This window comes from Flavobacterium piscis (assembly GCF_031457575.1).
Classification (GTDB): domain Bacteria; phylum Bacteroidota; class Bacteroidia; order Flavobacteriales; family Flavobacteriaceae; genus Flavobacterium; species Flavobacterium piscis_A.
In genome coordinates, this window is the sequence record NZ_JAVDWQ010000001.1 from 80,771 (window position 1) to 99,083 (window position 18,313).

17 protein-coding genes are annotated in these 18,313 nt (G+C 34.0%); 7 read left to right on the plus strand and 10 right to left on the minus strand.

Features of this window, described 5'->3' with window-relative positions; genetic code table 11:
• Window positions 1-47 precede the first annotated feature (47 nt).
• Together pdhA and J2W48_RS00360 are read left to right on the plus strand one after the other, a co-directional pair.
• On the plus strand, window positions 48-1,046 hold the full coding sequence (pdhA, locus tag J2W48_RS00355) for a pyruvate dehydrogenase (acetyl-transferring) E1 component subunit alpha (RefSeq protein ID WP_310276365.1): 999 nt from the start codon (window positions 48-50) through the stop codon (window positions 1,044-1,046).
• A 7-nt stretch (window positions 1,047-1,053) separates the two neighbouring features.
• Entirely contained in the window at window positions 1,054-2,691 is a 1,638-nt protein-coding gene (locus J2W48_RS00360) for a pyruvate dehydrogenase complex dihydrolipoamide acetyltransferase (RefSeq protein WP_310276368.1), read from the plus strand.
• A gap of 332 nt (window positions 2,692-3,023) precedes the next feature.
• Here J2W48_RS00360 and J2W48_RS00365 read toward each other — a convergent pair whose 3' ends face one another.
• Complete coding sequence (locus tag J2W48_RS00365) at window positions 3,024-4,268, minus strand: glycosyltransferase (protein WP_310276373.1); 1,245 nt, start codon at window positions 4,266-4,268, stop codon at window positions 3,024-3,026.
• Window positions 4,269-4,381: 113 nt separating this feature from the next.
• On the opposite strand from J2W48_RS00365, the gene J2W48_RS00370 reads away from it, so the two are divergent.
• Together J2W48_RS00370 and J2W48_RS00375 are read left to right on the plus strand one after the other, a co-directional pair.
• Complete coding sequence (locus tag J2W48_RS00370; RefSeq protein WP_310276376.1) at window positions 4,382-4,963, plus strand: MiaE family protein; 582 nt, start codon at window positions 4,382-4,384, stop codon at window positions 4,961-4,963.
• Window positions 4,964-5,014: 51 nt separating this feature from the next.
• Window positions 5,015-7,771 carry an AsmA-like C-terminal region-containing protein gene (locus tag J2W48_RS00375; RefSeq protein ID WP_310276378.1) on the plus strand — a complete coding sequence of 919 codons (2,757 nt, stop codon included), beginning with the start codon at window positions 5,015-5,017 and terminating at the stop codon, window positions 7,769-7,771.
• A gap of 324 nt (window positions 7,772-8,095) precedes the next feature.
• Here J2W48_RS00375 and rpmA read toward each other — a convergent pair whose 3' ends face one another.
• Both rpmA and rplU read right to left on the minus strand, forming a co-directional pair.
• A complete protein-coding gene (gene rpmA, locus J2W48_RS00380; RefSeq protein WP_007805051.1) occupies window positions 8,096-8,356 on the minus strand; it encodes a 50S ribosomal protein L27 in 261 nt (86 codons plus the stop codon).
• A 24-nt stretch (window positions 8,357-8,380) separates the two neighbouring features.
• Window positions 8,381-8,824 (minus strand): 50S ribosomal protein L21, encoded by a 444-nt coding sequence (rplU, locus tag J2W48_RS00385; RefSeq protein ID WP_310276382.1) that lies wholly within the window; start codon window positions 8,822-8,824, stop codon window positions 8,381-8,383.
• Between the two features lie 261 nt (window positions 8,825-9,085).
• On the opposite strand from rplU, the gene J2W48_RS00390 reads away from it, so the two are divergent.
• Together J2W48_RS00390 and J2W48_RS00395 are read left to right on the plus strand one after the other, a co-directional pair.
• Window positions 9,086-10,417, plus strand: a complete 1,332-nt coding sequence (locus J2W48_RS00390) for a M16 family metallopeptidase (RefSeq protein WP_310276385.1) — start codon at window positions 9,086-9,088, stop codon at window positions 10,415-10,417.
• Window positions 10,418-10,424: 7 nt separating this feature from the next.
• Window positions 10,425-12,476 (plus strand): insulinase family protein, encoded by a 2,052-nt coding sequence (locus tag J2W48_RS00395; protein WP_310276389.1) that lies wholly within the window; start codon window positions 10,425-10,427, stop codon window positions 12,474-12,476.
• 77 nt (window positions 12,477-12,553) lie between these two features.
• On the opposite strand, the gene J2W48_RS00400 is transcribed toward J2W48_RS00395, so the two are convergent.
• The gene (locus J2W48_RS00400) at window positions 12,554-13,420 is read right to left on the minus strand and encodes a DMT family transporter (protein WP_310276392.1); all 867 of its coding nucleotides are present in this window, start codon (window positions 13,418-13,420) and stop codon (window positions 12,554-12,556) included.
• A 103-nt stretch (window positions 13,421-13,523) separates the two neighbouring features.
• Here J2W48_RS00400 and J2W48_RS00405 point away from each other — a divergent pair, with 103 nt between their 5' ends.
• A complete protein-coding gene (locus J2W48_RS00405; protein ID WP_310276394.1) occupies window positions 13,524-13,901 on the plus strand; it encodes a heavy-metal-associated domain-containing protein in 378 nt (125 codons plus the stop codon).
• Between the two features lie 353 nt (window positions 13,902-14,254).
• Here J2W48_RS00405 and J2W48_RS23020 read toward each other — a convergent pair whose 3' ends face one another.
• The 6 genes from J2W48_RS23020 to gldD form a co-directional block, all read right to left on the minus strand.
• The gene (locus J2W48_RS23020) at window positions 14,255-14,461 is read right to left on the minus strand and encodes a group II intron maturase-specific domain-containing protein (RefSeq protein WP_409025156.1); all 207 of its coding nucleotides are present in this window, start codon (window positions 14,459-14,461) and stop codon (window positions 14,255-14,257) included.
• Between the two features lie 328 nt (window positions 14,462-14,789).
• Window positions 14,790-15,212 carry a hypothetical protein gene (locus tag J2W48_RS00410; protein WP_310276395.1) on the minus strand — a complete coding sequence of 141 codons (423 nt, stop codon included), beginning with the start codon at window positions 15,210-15,212 and terminating at the stop codon, window positions 14,790-14,792.
• 4 nt (window positions 15,213-15,216) lie between these two features.
• Window positions 15,217-15,639 carry a hypothetical protein gene (locus tag J2W48_RS00415; RefSeq protein ID WP_310276397.1) on the minus strand — a complete coding sequence of 141 codons (423 nt, stop codon included), beginning with the start codon at window positions 15,637-15,639 and terminating at the stop codon, window positions 15,217-15,219.
• A gap of 4 nt (window positions 15,640-15,643) precedes the next feature.
• Entirely contained in the window at window positions 15,644-16,063 is a 420-nt protein-coding gene (locus J2W48_RS00420) for a hypothetical protein (RefSeq protein ID WP_310276400.1), read from the minus strand.
• 17 nt (window positions 16,064-16,080) lie between these two features.
• On the minus strand, window positions 16,081-17,532 hold the full coding sequence (locus tag J2W48_RS00425; RefSeq protein WP_310276403.1) for a hypothetical protein: 1,452 nt from the start codon (window positions 17,530-17,532) through the stop codon (window positions 16,081-16,083).
• A gap of 219 nt (window positions 17,533-17,751) precedes the next feature.
• Window positions 17,752-18,312, minus strand: coding sequence for a gliding motility lipoprotein GldD (gene gldD, locus J2W48_RS00430; protein ID WP_310276405.1), 561 nt, complete (start codon window positions 18,310-18,312; stop codon window positions 17,752-17,754).
• Between the last annotated feature and the right edge of the window lies 1 nt (window position 18,313).

An 18,313-nucleotide genomic window follows, 5' to 3' on the forward strand; every position in this document is an offset into this window, starting at 1 on the left:
ACAATTGATAACACAAAAAAACAACTTTAGCAAAAGAAAGAATTCAGATGAAAGAAGTTACAAAAGAGGTTTACTTAAAGTGGTATGAAGACATGCTGCTTTGGAGAAAGTTTGAAGACAAACTTGCAGCATTATACATCCAACAGAAAGTCAGAGGATTTCTTCACCTCTACAACGGTCAGGAAGCAGTATTAGCGGGAGCTTTACATGCAATGGATTTGACCAAAGACAAAATGATCACTGCTTACAGAAATCACGTACAGCCAATTGGTATGGGCGTAGATCCAAGACGCGTAATGGCAGAACTTTTAGGAAAAGTAACAGGAACTTCTAAAGGTATGGGAGGTTCTATGCATATTTTCTCTAAAGAGCACCGTTTTTACGGAGGTCACGGTATTGTTGGAGGTCAAATTCCAATTGGTGCAGGATTAGCTTTTGGAGATAAATACTTCAACACTGGAGGAGTAACAATGACTTATTTTGGTGATGGTGCTGCGAGACAAGGTTCATTACACGAAGCTTTCAATATGGCGATGTTATGGAAATTACCTGTAGTTTTTATCGTTGAAAACAACGGTTATGCAATGGGAACTTCTGTTGAAAGAACTGCCAATCATACTGATATCTGGAAACTTGGTTTAGGATACGAAATGCCTTGCGGGCCCGTTGACGGAATGAATCCTGTTAAAGTTGCAGAAGCAATGACAGAAGCTATAGACAGAGCTCGTCGTGGTGACGGACCAACTTTCCTTGAAATGAAAACGTACCGTTACAGAGGACACTCAATGTCTGACGCGCAATTATACCGTTCAAAAGAAGAGGTAGAAGAATATAGAAAAATTGACCCAATTACTCAGGTTTTAGATGTAATTATGGATCAAAAATACGCTACAGAAGAAGAAATTGAAGTAATTGACCAAAGAGTGAAAGATCTGGTTGAAGAATGTGTGAAATTCGCTGAAGAATCTCCATATCCTGAATTACAACAATTATACGATGTAGTATACGCACAAGAAGACTATCCATTTACACCTCATAAACTATAACATTATTATGGCGATAAAAGTAACAATGCCTCGTTTGAGCGATACTATGACGGAAGGAACGGTAGCGACTTGGTTAAAAAAAGTAGGCGACAAAATTAGCGAAGGAGACATCTTAGCTGAAATTGAAACAGATAAAGCAACAATGGAGTTCGAATCTTTCAATGAAGGAACTCTTTTACATATTGGAATCCAGGCTGGAGAAACTGCTCCTGTAGATTCATTATTAGCTATCATTGGTAACGAAGGAGAAGATATTTCAGCTTTATTAGCTGGTGGTGATACTCCTGCTGAAGCTCCAAAAGCGGATGCTGCTCCTGCCGAATCAAAATCCGAAGAAACTAAAACTGAAGCTCCTGCAGCGAAAGCAGCAACTGAATTACCAAAAGGCGTTGTAGTGGTAACAATGCCACGTTTAAGCGATACCATGACAGAAGGAACTGTTGCCACCTGGTTGAAAAAAGTAGGTGACGCTGTTTCAGAAGGTGATATTTTAGCAGAAATTGAAACAGACAAAGCGACTATGGAGTTTGAGTCTTTCAATGAAGGTACGTTATTATACATCGGAATTCAGGAAGGAAATACAGCTCCTGTTGACAGCTTATTAGCTATTATTGGACCTGCCGGAACTGATATTTCAGGGATTGCTGACAATTATACTGCCGGAGGAACTGCAAGTGCTCCGGCAACTGAAGAAAAAGCTGCTCCTGTTGCTGAAAAAGCTACGGAAACAACTGCTGACACTTCATCAAACGGAGGAAGAATTTTAGCTTCACCATTAGCGAAGAAAATTGCTTCTGATAAAGGAATCCAATTAACTCAGGTTAAAGGATCAGGAGAAAATGGGCGTATCGTAAAAAGCGATATTGAAAACTTTACTCCATCTGCGCAAGCACAACCAACTGCAAAAGCTGACACTAAGCAAGAAACTCCTGCTGCACCAAAAGTATTTGTTCCTGCTGGAGAGGTTTACACAGAAGAGATCAAAAACTCTCAAATGCGTAAAATTATTGCAAAACGTTTGGCTGAATCATTATTTACTGCACCTCACTATAACTTAGTGATCGAAGTAAGCATGGACGAAGCGATGGACGCAAGAGCAACAATCAACACTGTTCCGGACACAAAAGTATCTTTCAACGATATGGTGATCAAAGCCTGTGCTTTAGCCTTAAAAAAACATCCAAAAATCAACTCTCAGTGGAAAGAAGAGTCAATCATCATCAACCACCATGTAAATATTGGTGTTGCTGTAGCAGTTGAAGACGGATTGGTAGTCCCTGTATTGAAATTTACCGATGCTATGAGTTTATCTCAAATTGGCGCTTCAGTAAGAGATCTTGCCGGAAGAGCCAAAAACAAAAAACTGGGACCTGCAGAAATGGAAGGTAGTACTTTTACAGTATCTAACCTTGGAATGTTTGGTATTACTGAATTCAATTCAATTATCAACCAACCCAACTCAGCTATCCTTTCAGTAGGTGCAATTGTTGAGAAACCAGTAGTTAAAAACGGTCAGATTGTAGTTGGAAATACAATGATGTTATCATTGGCTTGCGACCACAGAACAATTGACGGTGCAACCGGAGCTCAATTTTTACAAACTTTAAAACAATACATCGAAAGCCCTGTTACTATGCTGGCATAATCGATTGTTTTTATATCTTTTAAATCCCGTTTTGAAAATTCAAAACGGGATTTTTTTGTTCAAAAATTTTACAGGGAAAATTATCCCTCACATAGCATAGCGTAGATTCTCCATGTTACAAAACCTGACATCATCGCATCTTTGTAATTTTGATTACCTCTTCAAGGCTTAAAAACCAACAAATGAAAGAAACAAAATCAGTTTCGGATTATACAGAGCTTTTCTTCAAAATTTGATTGATGCCATTGGACTTAATTTCAAAACTAAACATTCAGCAGGAAATTACACAGAAATGCTTAATGTTTCGGCATAGAATTTGGAAAAATGGAAGCTTAATTTTTGTTTTTAGCTTCAATCCATTTTGCCATATATTTGGTGCTTTTCAGGGTATGATGCTGCAGTAAACTTCCCATAAAATTATGCAGGCGATGACTTTCTGAATCATTCAAAAGTGAATTAACTGCTGCAATTAATATTTCTGAATAATTACTATTCTTGTAACATTCATTTACAATTGCAATTCCATTTTTTTGAGCTTGTTCCCAAAGATTTTTATCCTGATATAATGAAATGGCATATGTTGCAAACTCCTGAATATCATCTGTAATAAAACCGTTCCAGGATAAATTGGAGTGCATTGCTTCAGAACCAATTGTCGAGGTTATACTTGGCGTTCCGCATTGCATGGCTTCTAATAATTTTCCTTTCAAACCTGCTCCAAAACGAATTGGCGCTAAAACTACTCTCGCCTTTTTTACAACCTCATTCGCATCTGTGGCCCTTCCCATAATAAAAAAGCCGTTTTTAGGCTGATGCAGCTGCAAGACTTTTTGTGATGGATAAGCGCCATAAACTTCCAAAACAGCTTCCGGAAATTGCTTTTTAATTAAAGCCCAAATCGATTCCTTCAAATACTGAACGGTATTCCAATTGGGTTCATGCAGAAAATTTCCGATGAACACAAAATTCTTGCGATTTTCAAATGATGGTGATTTTAAAAGATCTTCCTGAGACATTTCGTCAACCAAAAAAGGCAAATAATGCAATAAACCTGAATCGATTTTAAAAACTTCCTTCAAAATATTCATTTCAAATTCAGAAATAATAAAAGACAAATCGCATCTTAAAATACTGGCAATTTCTCTTTTCGCTACTTCTTCCGATAATAAATCATTCAACTCAAAAGTTCTATTTTCTTTGAACGCTTTTTGTCTGGCAGTTCTTAAGCAATGCAAATCTTCCGTATCCAACAATCGAATCGCTTTAGGGCAATTTTCAGCAACACGCCAGCCAAATTGTTCTTCAATCATGAAACGATCAAACAAAACAACATCTGGATTTAACTCGATTATAAAATCATCGAAACTGGAATTATTCAATTCAATTGATTTTTTCTCTACTTCAAACTCAGACAATTCAACCATAAAATCACTATCTAAAGCCGGACTTGCAAATGTAATTATAAATCCATTTTCCTTAAAAACAGAAATTAATTGCATCATTCTTCCACCGGCAGCAGACGAATTTGGTTCAGGCCAGACAAAACCAATAATTAAGAGTTTTTTTATTTGATTCATTACAATTGTTTGAAGCTACAAAATAATACTTTTTTAAGCGCATTTACACCATATTTCCTGACTTTCGATGTAAAAAACACTAATTTTGCAGAATACTTTTTTCTAATAAAATTATGCTGGGATTAAAATTAGCCACAGACCCTCGCTGGGTAAATATTGTCGAATCAAATATCGAAGAAATTCTGACGGATCATGCCTGGTGCGAACAAAAAGCAGCATCAAATGCCATTAGTTTAGTTACTTACAACTCTGAATTAGAAGAATTAGTAACCGAAATGCTGGTAATTGCCAGAGAAGAACTGGAACATTTGCAGATGGTTCATGATTTAATTAAAAAAAGAGGTTTGACATTGGGGCGTGAAAGAAAGGATAATTATGTAAATGAGCTTTTTAAATTCATGAAGAAAGATGGAAGCCGGAAAGACGCCCTTTGTGATCGTCTATTATTTTCGGCCATGATTGAAGCCAGAAGTTGTGAGCGTTTTAAAGTGCTTTCAGAAAATATAAAAGACGAAGAACTGGCTAAATTTTACCGCGATTTGATGATTTCAGAAGCGGGACATTACACTACTTTTTTAGGATTTGCAAGAAAATATGCAGATAATATTGATATTGATAAGCGCTGGAAAGAATGGATTGAGTACGAAGGTTCCATTATTACCAATTATGGAAAAAACGAAACCGTACACGGATAGTTATACTTTTTGAATTTAACTACTACAATATTTAAAACTTAAAAATTTGTTATGTCAAAAAGCAAATCCAAATCGGTCTTATTCAAAATTGCAAAATACATCGGAATAACCTTTGCTGTTATTTTAGGATTATTATTTTTAACCCCTATTATTTTTGCTGACAAAATTAAGGAGCAAATAAAAAAAACAGCCAATGAAAAATTAAGTGCAGAACTGAATTATTCTGATGTCTCATTATCCTTTTTTCATCACTTCCCTTCCTTAACATTAACCTTAAATGACTTGAGCCTGAATGGCTCTGCTCCTTATAAAAATGAAAAATTCATTACGGCAAAAGAAGTTTCTTTCGGAATTAATGTAGCCAGTTTGATTTTTAGTAAAGATGTAGAAATTGACCAGATTTATTTATTGGATTCTTTTATTAATGTAAAAGTTAACCCAAAAGGGGAAGCGAACTACAATGTCTATAAATCCTCAAAACCATCAAATTCCAAAGATAGTACTGATGCCGATTCATCACTAAAACTGGAAAGAATTGAAATTATAAATAGCAAAATAATTTATGACGATCAATCGACTAAAGTTCATTTTGATGCGTTTGGATTTGATTATCAGGGAAAAGGAGATTTAAACAAAGCTGTTTTCGATTTATATTCGAAAGCTAAAATTAAAAAACTAAATATTGTTTATGACGGTGAACCCTATTTAATGAACAAAAAAATAGATGCTAATTTGATTACAAAGGTAAATGTAAACTCGTTATCATTCTTTTTTCAGCAAAACAACCTAAAGATCAATCAGCTTTTAGTCGATTTCAAAGGGAAATTTGACTTCCTGAAAGACGGTTACAATATGGATTTTGTGATAAAATCTAATAATAGCGACTTATATGATGTTTTTACGGCTTTCCCTCCAAAATATATTACCTGGCTTTCTAAAACAGAAATGAAAGGAAAAACAAATCTACTTTTTACCTTAAAAGGAAACTACATTGCTTCTCAAAAAATTGCCCCTGATTTAAATCTGGATGTTAAAATAGATAATGGTTTTATAAATTATAACAAAAGTGCTTTTCCAGTTTCGAACTTGAATTTTGAAGTTAAAACTACAGTTCCGTCTTTAAACCCCGATCTTTTAACAGTTGATGGAAAAAACTTGTCCTTAAACATAAATAAGGATTATCTAAAATCTAAATTCTATGTAAAAGGTATGAGTGTACCGGAAATCAATGCCGATTTTAAAGCTAAAATTGATCTTGAAAAATTAACTAATGCACTTGGAATCCCTGACATAGTTGTAAAAGGAAGTTTGACAGGAGACCTAAAAGCAACCGGAAAGTTTGATCAAAAAAACAAGCTTTTTCCGGTTACAAAAGGAATTATCGATTTAGAAAATGGATATTTGAAAACAAAATATTATCCTAATGCGATTACCAATATTACAATAAAATCTAAAATTACAGATCAAAAAGGAACTTTTGAAGACTTAAAAGTAACTATGAAACCCGCTCAATTTACTTTTGAAGGAAAGCCTGTTTTTGTAGCGGCAGATTTAAGCAATTTTAATGATTTAGTATACGATATTAAAGCGAAAGGGGAACTTGATGTCAACAAAATCTATAAAGTTTTTTCTCAAAAAGGACTTGATCTGGATGGCTTCATAAAAGCTGACTTAGTTTTGAAAGGTAAACAAAGCGATGCTGAAAAAGGAAATTACAGCAAATTATACAACAAAGGAACCCTCGAGCTTAGAAATATCGGAATTGCATCAGAATATCTGCCAAAGAGATTCATTATTAAAGAAGGTCTTTTTAAAATCAATCAGGATAAAATGTCGTTCAATAATTTTTTGGCTGCTTACGGTGAATCAGATTTTAAAATGAATGGATACTTGCAGAATGTTTTTAATTACGCAACTACAAATACAGGAGTATTAAAAGGCACTTTTAAAGTTACTTCGCAATATATCAATGTTGATGAATTTATGTCAAGCACACCGGCAAACACTTCTGTAACACAAACTAAAACACAAACTCCAGCCATTCCGGAAGAAAAACAAACCGGAGTTATTATAATTCCAACAAATTTAAATTTGCAATTCGTTGCTAATGCCCAAAAAGTATATTTTGACAAATTAATACTTCAAAATGCAACTGGGAATGTAAAGATGAACAAAGGCAAGCTTGCGATGCAAAACACTGGTTTCAATTTAATTGGATGCAATGTTGCCATGAACGCCAACTATCAGGCTATAACTTCTCAAAAAGCAAATTTTGATTATGCGATTAAAGCTTCTGATTTTGACATTAAAAGAGCTTATAACGAAATTGAAGTTTTTAGAAAAATGGCAAGTGCTGCTGAAAAAGCACAAGGAATTGTTTCTGTAGATTATCAATTAAAAGGTCGCCTGAATGGCAATATGGATCCGGTTTATCCATCACTTGTTGGCGGAGGCACGCTTTCTATAAAAGATGTAAAAGTAAGAGGATTAAAAATGTTTAATGCCGTGAGCAAAGAAACAAGCTCTGAAGCCATGAAAAATCCTGATTTATCGAAAGTTGAAATTAAAAGCACCATCAAAAATAATATTATGACGATAGAGCGCTTTAAATTTAAATTTGCAGGCTTTCGCCCAAGAATTGAAGGAACAACAAGTTTAGACGGGAAGCTCAATTTAAAAATGCGTTTAGGCTTACCTCCTCTTGGTATATTCGGAATTCCACTAACCGTGACTGGAACGCAGGATAATCCAAAAATTAAAGCGGGTCGGAAAACCGAAGATCTTGAAGATACTGAAGATACTGAGTAAAGAAAATTTTAAAATTCCAAATCTGGATACTTTATTAAAACAGAAGCTTTCAACGTTTAAATTTTGACAAAGGTTGTCTCTTTTTCATTTCGATGAAAAGAGGAAATCACTAGTAATTCAACAAAGATTGGCGGCTTTCAGCGCGGAGTTTCTTGTATGATTTCCTCCTTTCGTCAGAAATGACAAAAATGAATACACTTAATTCATACACTAAAAATAAGCCACAAAAAACAACAAGCTTAAATTCCCTTATATTACTTTATAGGTTTAAAACAAAAAACCCGCTCTTTTCAGAACGGGTTTTGTAATAAGTAGTCTAATGAATTATGCTTCGAATGGAAGGATAGATACATAAGATTTGTTATCTCTTTTCTTTTGGAACTTAACAACTCCATCTACTCTTGCGTGTAGTGTGTGATCTTTACTGATGTAAACGTTTTCACCTGGATTATGTTTTGAACCTCTTTGTCTAACGATGATGTTCCCAGCAATAGCAGCCTGACCTCCAAAAATCTTAACGCCTAAACGTTTTGATTCTGATTCTCTACCATTCTTCGAACTACCGACACCTTTCTTGTGAGCCATGACGTATGAGTTTAAATATTGTTATTATTCTTTAGTAGCTTCTTTTTTTGCTTTTGGAGCTGCTGCTTTTTTTACTTTTGGAGCTGCTTCAACTTCAGTAGCCGGGGCTTCTTCTGCTACAACTGCTTTTTTAGCTGCTGCTTTTTTAGTTCCACCTGCTGCAGTAATACCTTCAATTACAATTTGAGTAAGATATTGTCTGTGACCATTTCTCTTTTTGTATCCTTTTCTTCTTTTCTTTTTGAAAACGATAACTTTATCTCCTTTTAAGTGTTGTAACACTTTAGCTTCTACTGAAGCACCTTCTATAGCTGGGGCGCCTAAAGTTATGCTTCCGTTATCATCAACTAAAAGAACTTTGTCAAAAGAAACTTTTGAACCTTCTTCGTTAGTCAAACGGTTAACATAAACCTTTAAGTCTTTGCTTACTTTAAATTGTTGCCCTGCTATCTCTACGATTGCATACATACCAAATTGATTTATTGATTTTTAAGGTTGCAAATATACAATTAAAAATTTACTGTGCAATCTCTTGTTCTAAAAATATTTATTACAGTTTACAGCCTGTTTTTCAAGGCGTTTTCAACTATTCAAAAACGTTTAGACGTAAAAGACTGTTAAAATAAATCCTCAGTCTTAAATCATAACGAAAATAACTTATTTTTGATGTAACGATTTAGTGCATCCCGGTACTAATCTAAAATAATCCCAATTTATTAATCCCTTTTTATGAAAAAAACAATAATGGCATTAGGAGCAACACTTATGTTAACAGGAGTTAGTTCAGCTCAAAAGGTAGCTTTTGAAGAATACGATTTGGATAACGGCATGCACGTTATATTACATAATGATCCTTCTGCACCTGTAGTAATTACATCAGTTATGTATCATGTAGGCTCAAAGGATGAAAATCCTGACAGAACCGGATTCGCACACTTTTTTGAGCATTTGTTATTCGAAGGAACCCAAAACATCAAAAGAGGGGAATGGTTTAAAATAGTAACTTCAAACGGAGGGACCAACAACGCCAATACATCAGATGACAGAACTTATTATTTTGAAGTTTTCCCTTCCAATAATTTAGAATTGGGTTTATGGATGGAATCAGAACGTCTTATGCATCCTGTAATTAACAAAATTGGTGTTGACACTCAAAATGAAGTTGTAAAAGAAGAGAAGCGCTTACGGGTTGACAACCAGCCTTACGGAAACTTAATTGCCGAGGTAAAGAAAAACATGTTCTCGGTACATCCTTATCGCTGGACTACAATTGGGTCTATGGACCATTTGGATGCTGCTACATTAGAAGAATTCCAGGCATTTAATAAAAAATTCTATGTCCCAAACAATGCGGTTTTAGTTGTGGCAGGTCAGTTAGACATTCCCCAAACCAAAAATTGGATTAAAAAATATTTTGGAGCAATTCCAAGAGGAGCTGACATCAAAAGAAACACTTACACGGAAGAGCCAATCACACAGCCTAGAAAAGCTACATACGAAGATCCGAACATCCAAAAAGAAATGGTTGTGGCCACCTATAGAACACCATCTATGAAAACACGTGATGCAAGGGTTTTAGACATGATTTCTTCTTATTTAAGTGATGGGAAAAGTTCTAAACTATATAAGAAAATTGTTGACGATAAAAAAATGGCATTACAAATTGGCGCTTTCAATTATTCTCAGGAAGACTACGGAATGTATATTTTATACGGAATGCCACAAGGAAAATTTACGTCTGCTGATTTGATTTCAGAAATTGATGCAGAAATTGTTAAACTTCAAAGCGAATTGATATCGGAAACAGATTTGCAAAAATTAAAAAACAAATTTGAAAATAATTATGTAAACAACAATTCAACAGTTGAGGGTGTTGCAGAAAATTTAGCTTCTTATTATATGCTTTATGGTGATGTGAATCTTATTAATACAGAAATTGAACTTTTTCGTTCTGTAACAAGAGAAGAAATTAGAGACATTGCAAAAAAATATCTGAACCCAAATCAACGATTAATTCTTGATTATGTTCCTGCAAAAGACAAAGCTGAAAATAAACAATAACGGAATTATGAAAAAAATATTAATTATAGCAATAAGCTTGTTTTTAACATTGACTATGCAAGCACAAGACAGACCACAACCTAAACCAGGACCAGCTCCTTCTATAAACATCAAAAAACCAGTATCGTTTGTTTTGCCAAACGGACTCAAAGTACTCGTTGTAGAAGATCATAAATTACCCAGAGTATCTTATAATTTAACGATTGATAACGCTCCATTTGCGGAAGGAAATAAAAAAGGGGTTGACGAATTGACCAGCAGCCTGATTGGGAACGGATCATTAAAAACTCCAAAAAATACTTTTAATGAAGAAATAGATTTTTTAGGGGCTGAAATAAATTTCTATTCTTCAGGAGCCTATGCAAGCGGGTTATCAAAATACTCTAAAAGAATTTTAGAATTAATGGCCGAAGGTGCCTTAAGCCCTAATTTTACTCAGGATGAATTCGAAAAAGAAAAAGAGAAATTAATCGAAGGATTAAAAACCCAGGAAAAAAGCGTTGCCGTTGTAGCCGGAAGAGTTGAGAATGTTTTAGTCTACGGGAAAAATCATCCAAGCGGTGAATATCTTTCAGAAGAAACCATTAATAATGTTACTCTTTCAGATGTAAAAGCAAATTATTCATCTTATTTTGTTCCGGAAAAAGCCTATTTGGTAATAATTGGTGATATTAAGTTTAAAGAAATTAAAAAATCTGTTGAAAGCTTGTTTAATTCCTGGAAGAAAGCAAAAGCACCGCAATCGACTTATCCTGAACCAAAAAATGCAGATAAAACACAAATCAATTTTGTGGATATGCCAAATGCCGTACAGTCTGAAATTGCTTTGGTGAATACGGTAAATCTAAAATTATCAGACCCGGATTATTTTCCTGTTATTGTTGCTAATCAGGTATTAGGAGGCGATTTTAACAGTTATCTGAACATGAATTTACGTGAAGCACACGGATGGACATACGGGGCACGTTCTTCAGTTGGCACAAATAAATATAGTGTGAGTAAGTTTAAAGCTAATTCGCAAGTGCGAAATGCTGTTACTGATAGCGCTGTAGTAGAATTTATTAAAGAAATAAAAAGAATCAGATCTGAAAAAGTAACTGAAGAAGCACTAAGCAATGTAAAAGCAGGATATGTAGGTAAATTTGTTATGCAGGTTGAGAAACCACAAACTATTGCCCGATATGCTTTAAATATTGAAACTGAAGGTTTACCAGCTGATTTTTACGAAAACTATATCAAGAACATTCAGGCAGTAACATCTGACGATGTTTTGAGAGTAATGAAAAAATATGTTCTTGAAGACAATATGAGAATTATTGTTACAGGAAAAGGTTCTGAAGTAATTCCTGGTTTGGAAAAATTAAAAATTCCTATTTCCTATTTTGATAAATTTGGAAATCCTATTGACAAACCTATAGTAAAAAAAGAAATTCCTGCAGGAGTCACTGCAAAAAGTGTTTTCGACAATTATATTAAAACAATTGGAGGAGAAAAAGCAGTTTCAACAGTAAAAACCCTTGCGATGAATGGTTCAACTACAATTCCGCAAGCACCGTCTCCATTAACATTTACGTCTAAATTGGATTCAAAAGGAAAAATGATGGTTTCTCTTTCTATGGGAGGCATGAACCTGATGAAACAAGTCGTAAACGAAAAAGGTGCCTACATCGAGCAACAAGGGCAGAAAAAAAATCTTGAAGGTGATGATTTAATTGAGATGAAAGCCAGTGCAACACCTTTTGAGGAATTACAATTAAGAAAAAATACCAACTTAAAAATAGATGGAATAGAATCAATTAATGCAAGCGATGCTTATGTGATAAAAGATGGGAAAACAACTTATTATTATGATGTAAAATCAGGATTAAAAGTTGCTGAATCTAAAGTAAGGGAACAAGCAGGACAATCTATTACACAGATAACTAATTTTAATGACTATAAAGAGGTAAAGGGAATAAAAGTACCTTTTAACATAATACAAAACGTTGGTTTTGAATTAGATATAAAAATGTCCGATATTAAAATCAATGAAGGGGTTTCCGATTCTGATTTTCAATAAATACAAATTAGAGTTCTTAAAGTGAAGGCTGTCAATGTACGATAGCCTTTCTTTTTATAATTTCATTTAACATAATTTTATTTTTTCGCTGACAAATAAACACCAATCAAAATAACAAAAGCGCCAAAGAACTGAAGTGGTGTCAGCATTTCATTATCCAGCAATCCCCAGAAAAATGCCACTATTGGAATGATATACGTTACCGATGTAGCAAATACGGGCGAAGACATCTGTATCAATTTAAAAAATAAAACATTGGCAATTCCAGTACCTAAAACACCCAGAATTATCACAAACAAAACAGAATGCTGGGTTACTTCCAGATTTACTTTTTGAGTAAAATCAGTAAAGCTTAAAATTAGTAAAGCTGGCACAAGCAAAACGGCGAAGTTTCCGGTTGTAATACTGAGAGAATTTAAATCGGATAAATATTTCTTGATTAAATTTACATTAATAGCATAACAAAGAGTAGCAGTTACTACCAAAATAAGGTAATAATAGTTTTGTCCGGAATGATTTGAAGCACCATTAAAAACCAACAATAAACAACCAATCAGTCCAATAAAAACCCCAAATACTTGTCTCTTATGAAACTGGATTCCAAAAGCAATTATACCTAAAACCAAGGTATTGAGAGGTGTAAGGGAATTAAGAATTGCCACAATCGAACTATCTACCTTAGTTTCGGCAATAGCAAAAAAGAAAGCAGGAATAAAAGTACCAAAAACAGATGTCAAAGCAATAAATTTCCATTGATGACGGGATATTTTTTTTAAACTTGAAAATCCAATAATAAGTAAAAATAAAGCGGCAAAAATAAGTCGGAGTGAACCTACCTGAATGGCAGTTAAACCCACTAATCCTCTTTTAATCAAAATAAAAGAACTTCCCCATATTAGTGAAAGCAGCAGCAAATAAAACCACTTCAATTGTTTTACATCCATAAATACTATTTTATTGCAAATTTGTAATAATTTTATGAACTGACCTCTCGTTTTTTATTAATTTTGCAAAACAACATGCAACATAAATTTAAATATAAACATAATGAAATTCACAAAAATCATAACTTCATTAGCAATAGCGGGTTTAGTATTCGTAAGCTGTAAAAAAGAAGAAGATAAAAGTTTAGCTGTGGCTACTGCTGAGAAAAGTGCTCCTAAAGAACAAAAGGCAATTGCTCCTGAAAACGTGCAAACTGCAAGTTTTACAATCGAAGGAATGACATGTGCAGTTGGATGTGCAAAGACTATTGAACAGGAATTATCAGATCTTGAAGGAGTAGAAAAAGCTACAGTTGATTTTGACAAAAAAATAGCTACAGTTACATTTGACAAAACTGTTCAAAACCCTGAAAACTTAACTAAAGTAGTTCAGGAAACCGGAGACGGAAAAACATACAAGGTTTCAAATATAAAGTCATAATTCAGACTTTTACATTTTACAACTCATATTACTTTTTGAATACTTTATAATCGGCAAAACCAAAAATGCAAAAATCGCAAACAGGAGGTTTGATGCCAAAAAATCGGATAGAAACCTAGGGATTATTTCCCTAGGTGACTTTCCACACCACCCGGCATACGAATCCGTACCAAGGCGGTTCTTATATTTACGATACATTTTAGGTAGATGTCACTTAGGAACGTATATCCTGCTTTGCTTAGAGTTCGCGTTGACAGTGCGGTTTGTAGGATTGGACTGAGCGCAGTTCGACAATAGTCTTTTCGAATATTAGTCTATTGATAAGCTTGATTGTCTTTAACTCCAATCTTTTTTTAAGATTGGAGTATTGTGCTTATCTTCTTCCAACTTTTCCATATTATCATCCGTATTCTAAATCGAAGCCATTCGTCTATACGTTTAATCCTGCCTGACATATCGGCTAGTTTAAAATAGGATACCCAACCAACCCTGCAAGTAATATCGTAAGAGCTCCTTGGTCTTTTGATATCCCATACCATTACTGCGATTAGTAATTTCATTTAACCTGTCCTTAAGTTTACTGTAACTCTTTGAGTGTATACAGAGCCCCATTTTCCTTTACTTTTGTGATAAAAGCTATAGCCAAGGAACTTCTTTCCTCTGACATACCCAACCGGCTCTTAGATATTTATAAATCAGCGATATTACTCGTGGGTCTTTTTTGACTTTCTTTGATAGTAGCTCTATGGGCCTACTGTGACTCACAGCATCAAAGAACTTCTCTAAGTCTAAGCATCTTTGGTTGTTTGAACCATTTGTTGCGCTTTGCAACTATTGTTTAATAAAATGAATAGCAGAGCGAAAATTTTTAGTGTGTTTTTCATCTATTTAATCTCTGGGCGGACTAATTACTTTTATCCTGATTACAGTAAGATTGCCATATTTCTCAGCATCTTCTTTTGTCCATACCATTTCTTTACCATTAGGTCTTTTTTCAAACTGCCAATCTATAGGATCCTTCACATAAACGTATAGAGATACTCGATCTTCCCAACTTCCTTCGTTCGTTTTTTGTTGTTCTGGAGTTCTAAATCTAAAACTAAAAAAAAAGGGGTTATCGTTGATGGCATAAGCCGCTTTTATTTCTGGTTTTAATTCTTTAAGTAAATCTTTTAGAGGTTTGTTAATAAATTGCTGTTCGTTTGTTTTTAATTTGTGAGCGTCATTTGGAGTTTGTACCATTTGTTGTGCTTTGCAGCTATTGCTTGCTAAAAAGATAAGAATTGCAAAAATTTTTAGTGCGTTTTTCATCTATTTAATCTTTAGGTGGACTAATTACTTTTATCCTGATTACAATAAGGTTGCCATATTTTTCAGCATCTTCTTTTGTCCATACCATTTCTTTGCCATTAGGTCTTTTTTCAAGCTGCCAATCTATAGGATCCTTCACATATACATATAGAGATACTCGATCTTCCCAACTTCCTTCTTTCTTTTTCTGTTGCTCATGAGTTGTAAATCGAAAAATAAAGTAGTAGGGATTATCATTGCTTGCATAACCTGTTTTTATCTCTGGTTTTAATTCTTTAAGTAAATCATTTAGAGGTTTGTTAATAAATTGCTGTTCATTTGTTTTTAATTTATAAGCATCTTTGGTGGTTTGAACCATTTTTTGCGCTTTGCAGCTATTGTTTAATAAAATGAATAGCAAAGCGAAAAATTTTAGTGTGTTTTTCATCTATTTAATCTCTGGGCGGACTAATTACTTTTATCCTGATTACAGTAAGGTTGCCATATTTCTCAGCATCTTCTTTTGTCCATACCATTTCTTTGCCATTAGGTCTTTTTTCAAACTGCCAATCTATAGGATCCTTCACATAAACGTATAACGACACTCTGTCTTCCACACTTCCCTCATTTTTTTTTTGTTCTTCCGGAGTTCTAAATCTAAAACTAAAAAAGAAAGGATTATCGTTGATAGCATAAGCTGCTTTTATTTCTGGTTTTAATTCTTTAAGTAAGTCTTTTAGAGGCTTGTTCATAAATTGCTGTTCATTTGTTTTTAATAAAAAAACATCTTTAGTTGTTTGAACCATTTGTGCTTTACAGCCATTGTTAATTAAAATGAATAGCAGAGCGAAAATTTTTAGTGTGTTTTTCATAATTTAATATTTTAGCATTAGTTACTACAAGGTTTTGGAGTATATGTTTTGACGCCATTTTGAACGGTTTCTTCCGTTTTTAGAGGTTTAAAATCCCCTCTAACGTCTTGTTTTAGCAACATTATTCCAGCGTTATATTTGTCCAAAACAAAAGCCATAGCTGTCGTCCTAGCTTCTACACTTGAACCCATTGGAGTGACGAGTACTTGTAATTGGTCGAATATAAAGTCAGGAAATTCAGGACTATAACCAGGTAATACGTCAGCGGGATAAGCGGCCACAAAGGCTTTAGCAGCCGCTAAGTTGGTAACCACTATTGCATAGGTCGAGCCGTCTGGCAAAGCAATAAATTGAGTTGTGAAATTGGCGTGCAATGAATTCAATTTTACACTCGAATATATGTCCCCTGCAGATAGAGGATTGACTGTAGGATGATTGTGTATGGTTGCAAAAGCCCCTGGCCAACTAGTATTTACCAAGACATTAGAAGTTCCGCCATTATTCATAGGCGCTGGGGTTATTTTACCATAAGCATCTTTTCCTAATGTAATACTGTGTTCTTTACCATCAGAACTAGCTGTCTTAATTGCGCTTACTGCAGAAATGTAGCTACTGCTTTTGGAAATAGATGTGGTTGCTGCATCTGTACAGGGATCTACAATTATATAATTACGCACACTTGTTTTATATGGGACATGTATATTATCATTGGTGTATTCAGAATTACAAGGATATGAAACAGCCATTTGTTCATAAGTAACGTCAGTTCTTATATATACTGTTCCAATAAATTTAGTCAAAATTACTTCACCTGAAGCATATGTCCATACTTCATAACGATCCTCATAGATTTCATTAAGAATTTTTACATTGTATATATCATTACATTCTGGCAATTTGCCAGTCAATCCTTTCTTACTTGATTTGCTAAATAAATTGATTGCTATTTCCAGATGCTCTAAATCAATAGTATTCGAAGGGTTCTTTACCACTCCATCATTAACTAACAATTGACCTAATTGTTTACCATTCAAATCAAAAATATTGAGGGTTCCTGAATAATTATCTAAATCTTGAATAGTTCCTGTAAATAAATCATTCTTGACATTAGAAAAAGCTTCTATAAAATACGAATAAATTACGTTGTCCTTTTTGATGGCGATCAGTTCGTATTTTAAGCTTTCTTGAAATAACTTAGAAGTAATTTTAACCGCATTCTTTTCAGCAACTTCAATTTCGTAAATTTCACAACCTTCTTTTTCGATTTTATTTACATCTTGCCAATTTACGGTTAGATTCCCGGCAATGTTTTTGTTTGCGAATTGGTCTAGTTTCAAATCGTTTTTCAATTGTTGAGTGATGGTATCAGTTGGTTTAATCTCCAATTCCTCTTTGGTACAAGAAAAAAAGAAAAGAAGCGTTAAAGCAAATCCAACTTTTAGAGCACAAGAGTTCTTTGTTAATTTCATAAAAAAACATTTTAGTCACAAATAGATGACTAAAATTCATCATCCACAATACCCTTTATTAGTGATATTTTAAAAATCAATAAAAAAAAACATTCGTCGTTGGCGAATGCTTTTTTTTATGTTTTCGATATTCAAGCCACAATTTTCAAATTTCTTTTAAACACAGTCATTTTTTTAACTGAAAACGAAGACTGAAAATCCATTAAATGATATGCTTTTTCACTTCCACTTTATAGTTTCCATCAGGCGCTGCATATCATTTTTGATATAACTTGCGGCAGGCATAATAGAATCAAAATTAGGTTTTGCGTAAAAATAAACCGATCCTGTTATAAAGTGTCTGGTGCTATCTGTCACATAAAATTGTGAATTTGTGGCAGCATTTCCGTTTACCTGATAAAACATTCCATATACCTTTTTTTGCGGGTTTAAATAGGGCTGTTCCAGTATATCATCCGCTTTTATAACATGTTCGTAGGTTAGTTTCTGAGCATCCTTAAGCAATTTTTCGATATTGTTATTTACCGGTTTATAGGTCAGATAAATTGTAGCCTTCATTTTTGGATACGTGATGGCAAATCCGCATTCTTTTTCTCCTTTAATCACCGCTGCATCATTCATCTGAAAAGAAAAAGGACAATTATTCTCAAAATTTAAATATGTAGCTTCCGGATAATCCAATCTCAAAAAACCTGCAGGTTTTGGCAATATATCATCCTTACAGCTTATAAAAGTGAAGGTTAACAAAATGAGTGTTATTGAAATTATTCTTTTAAACATG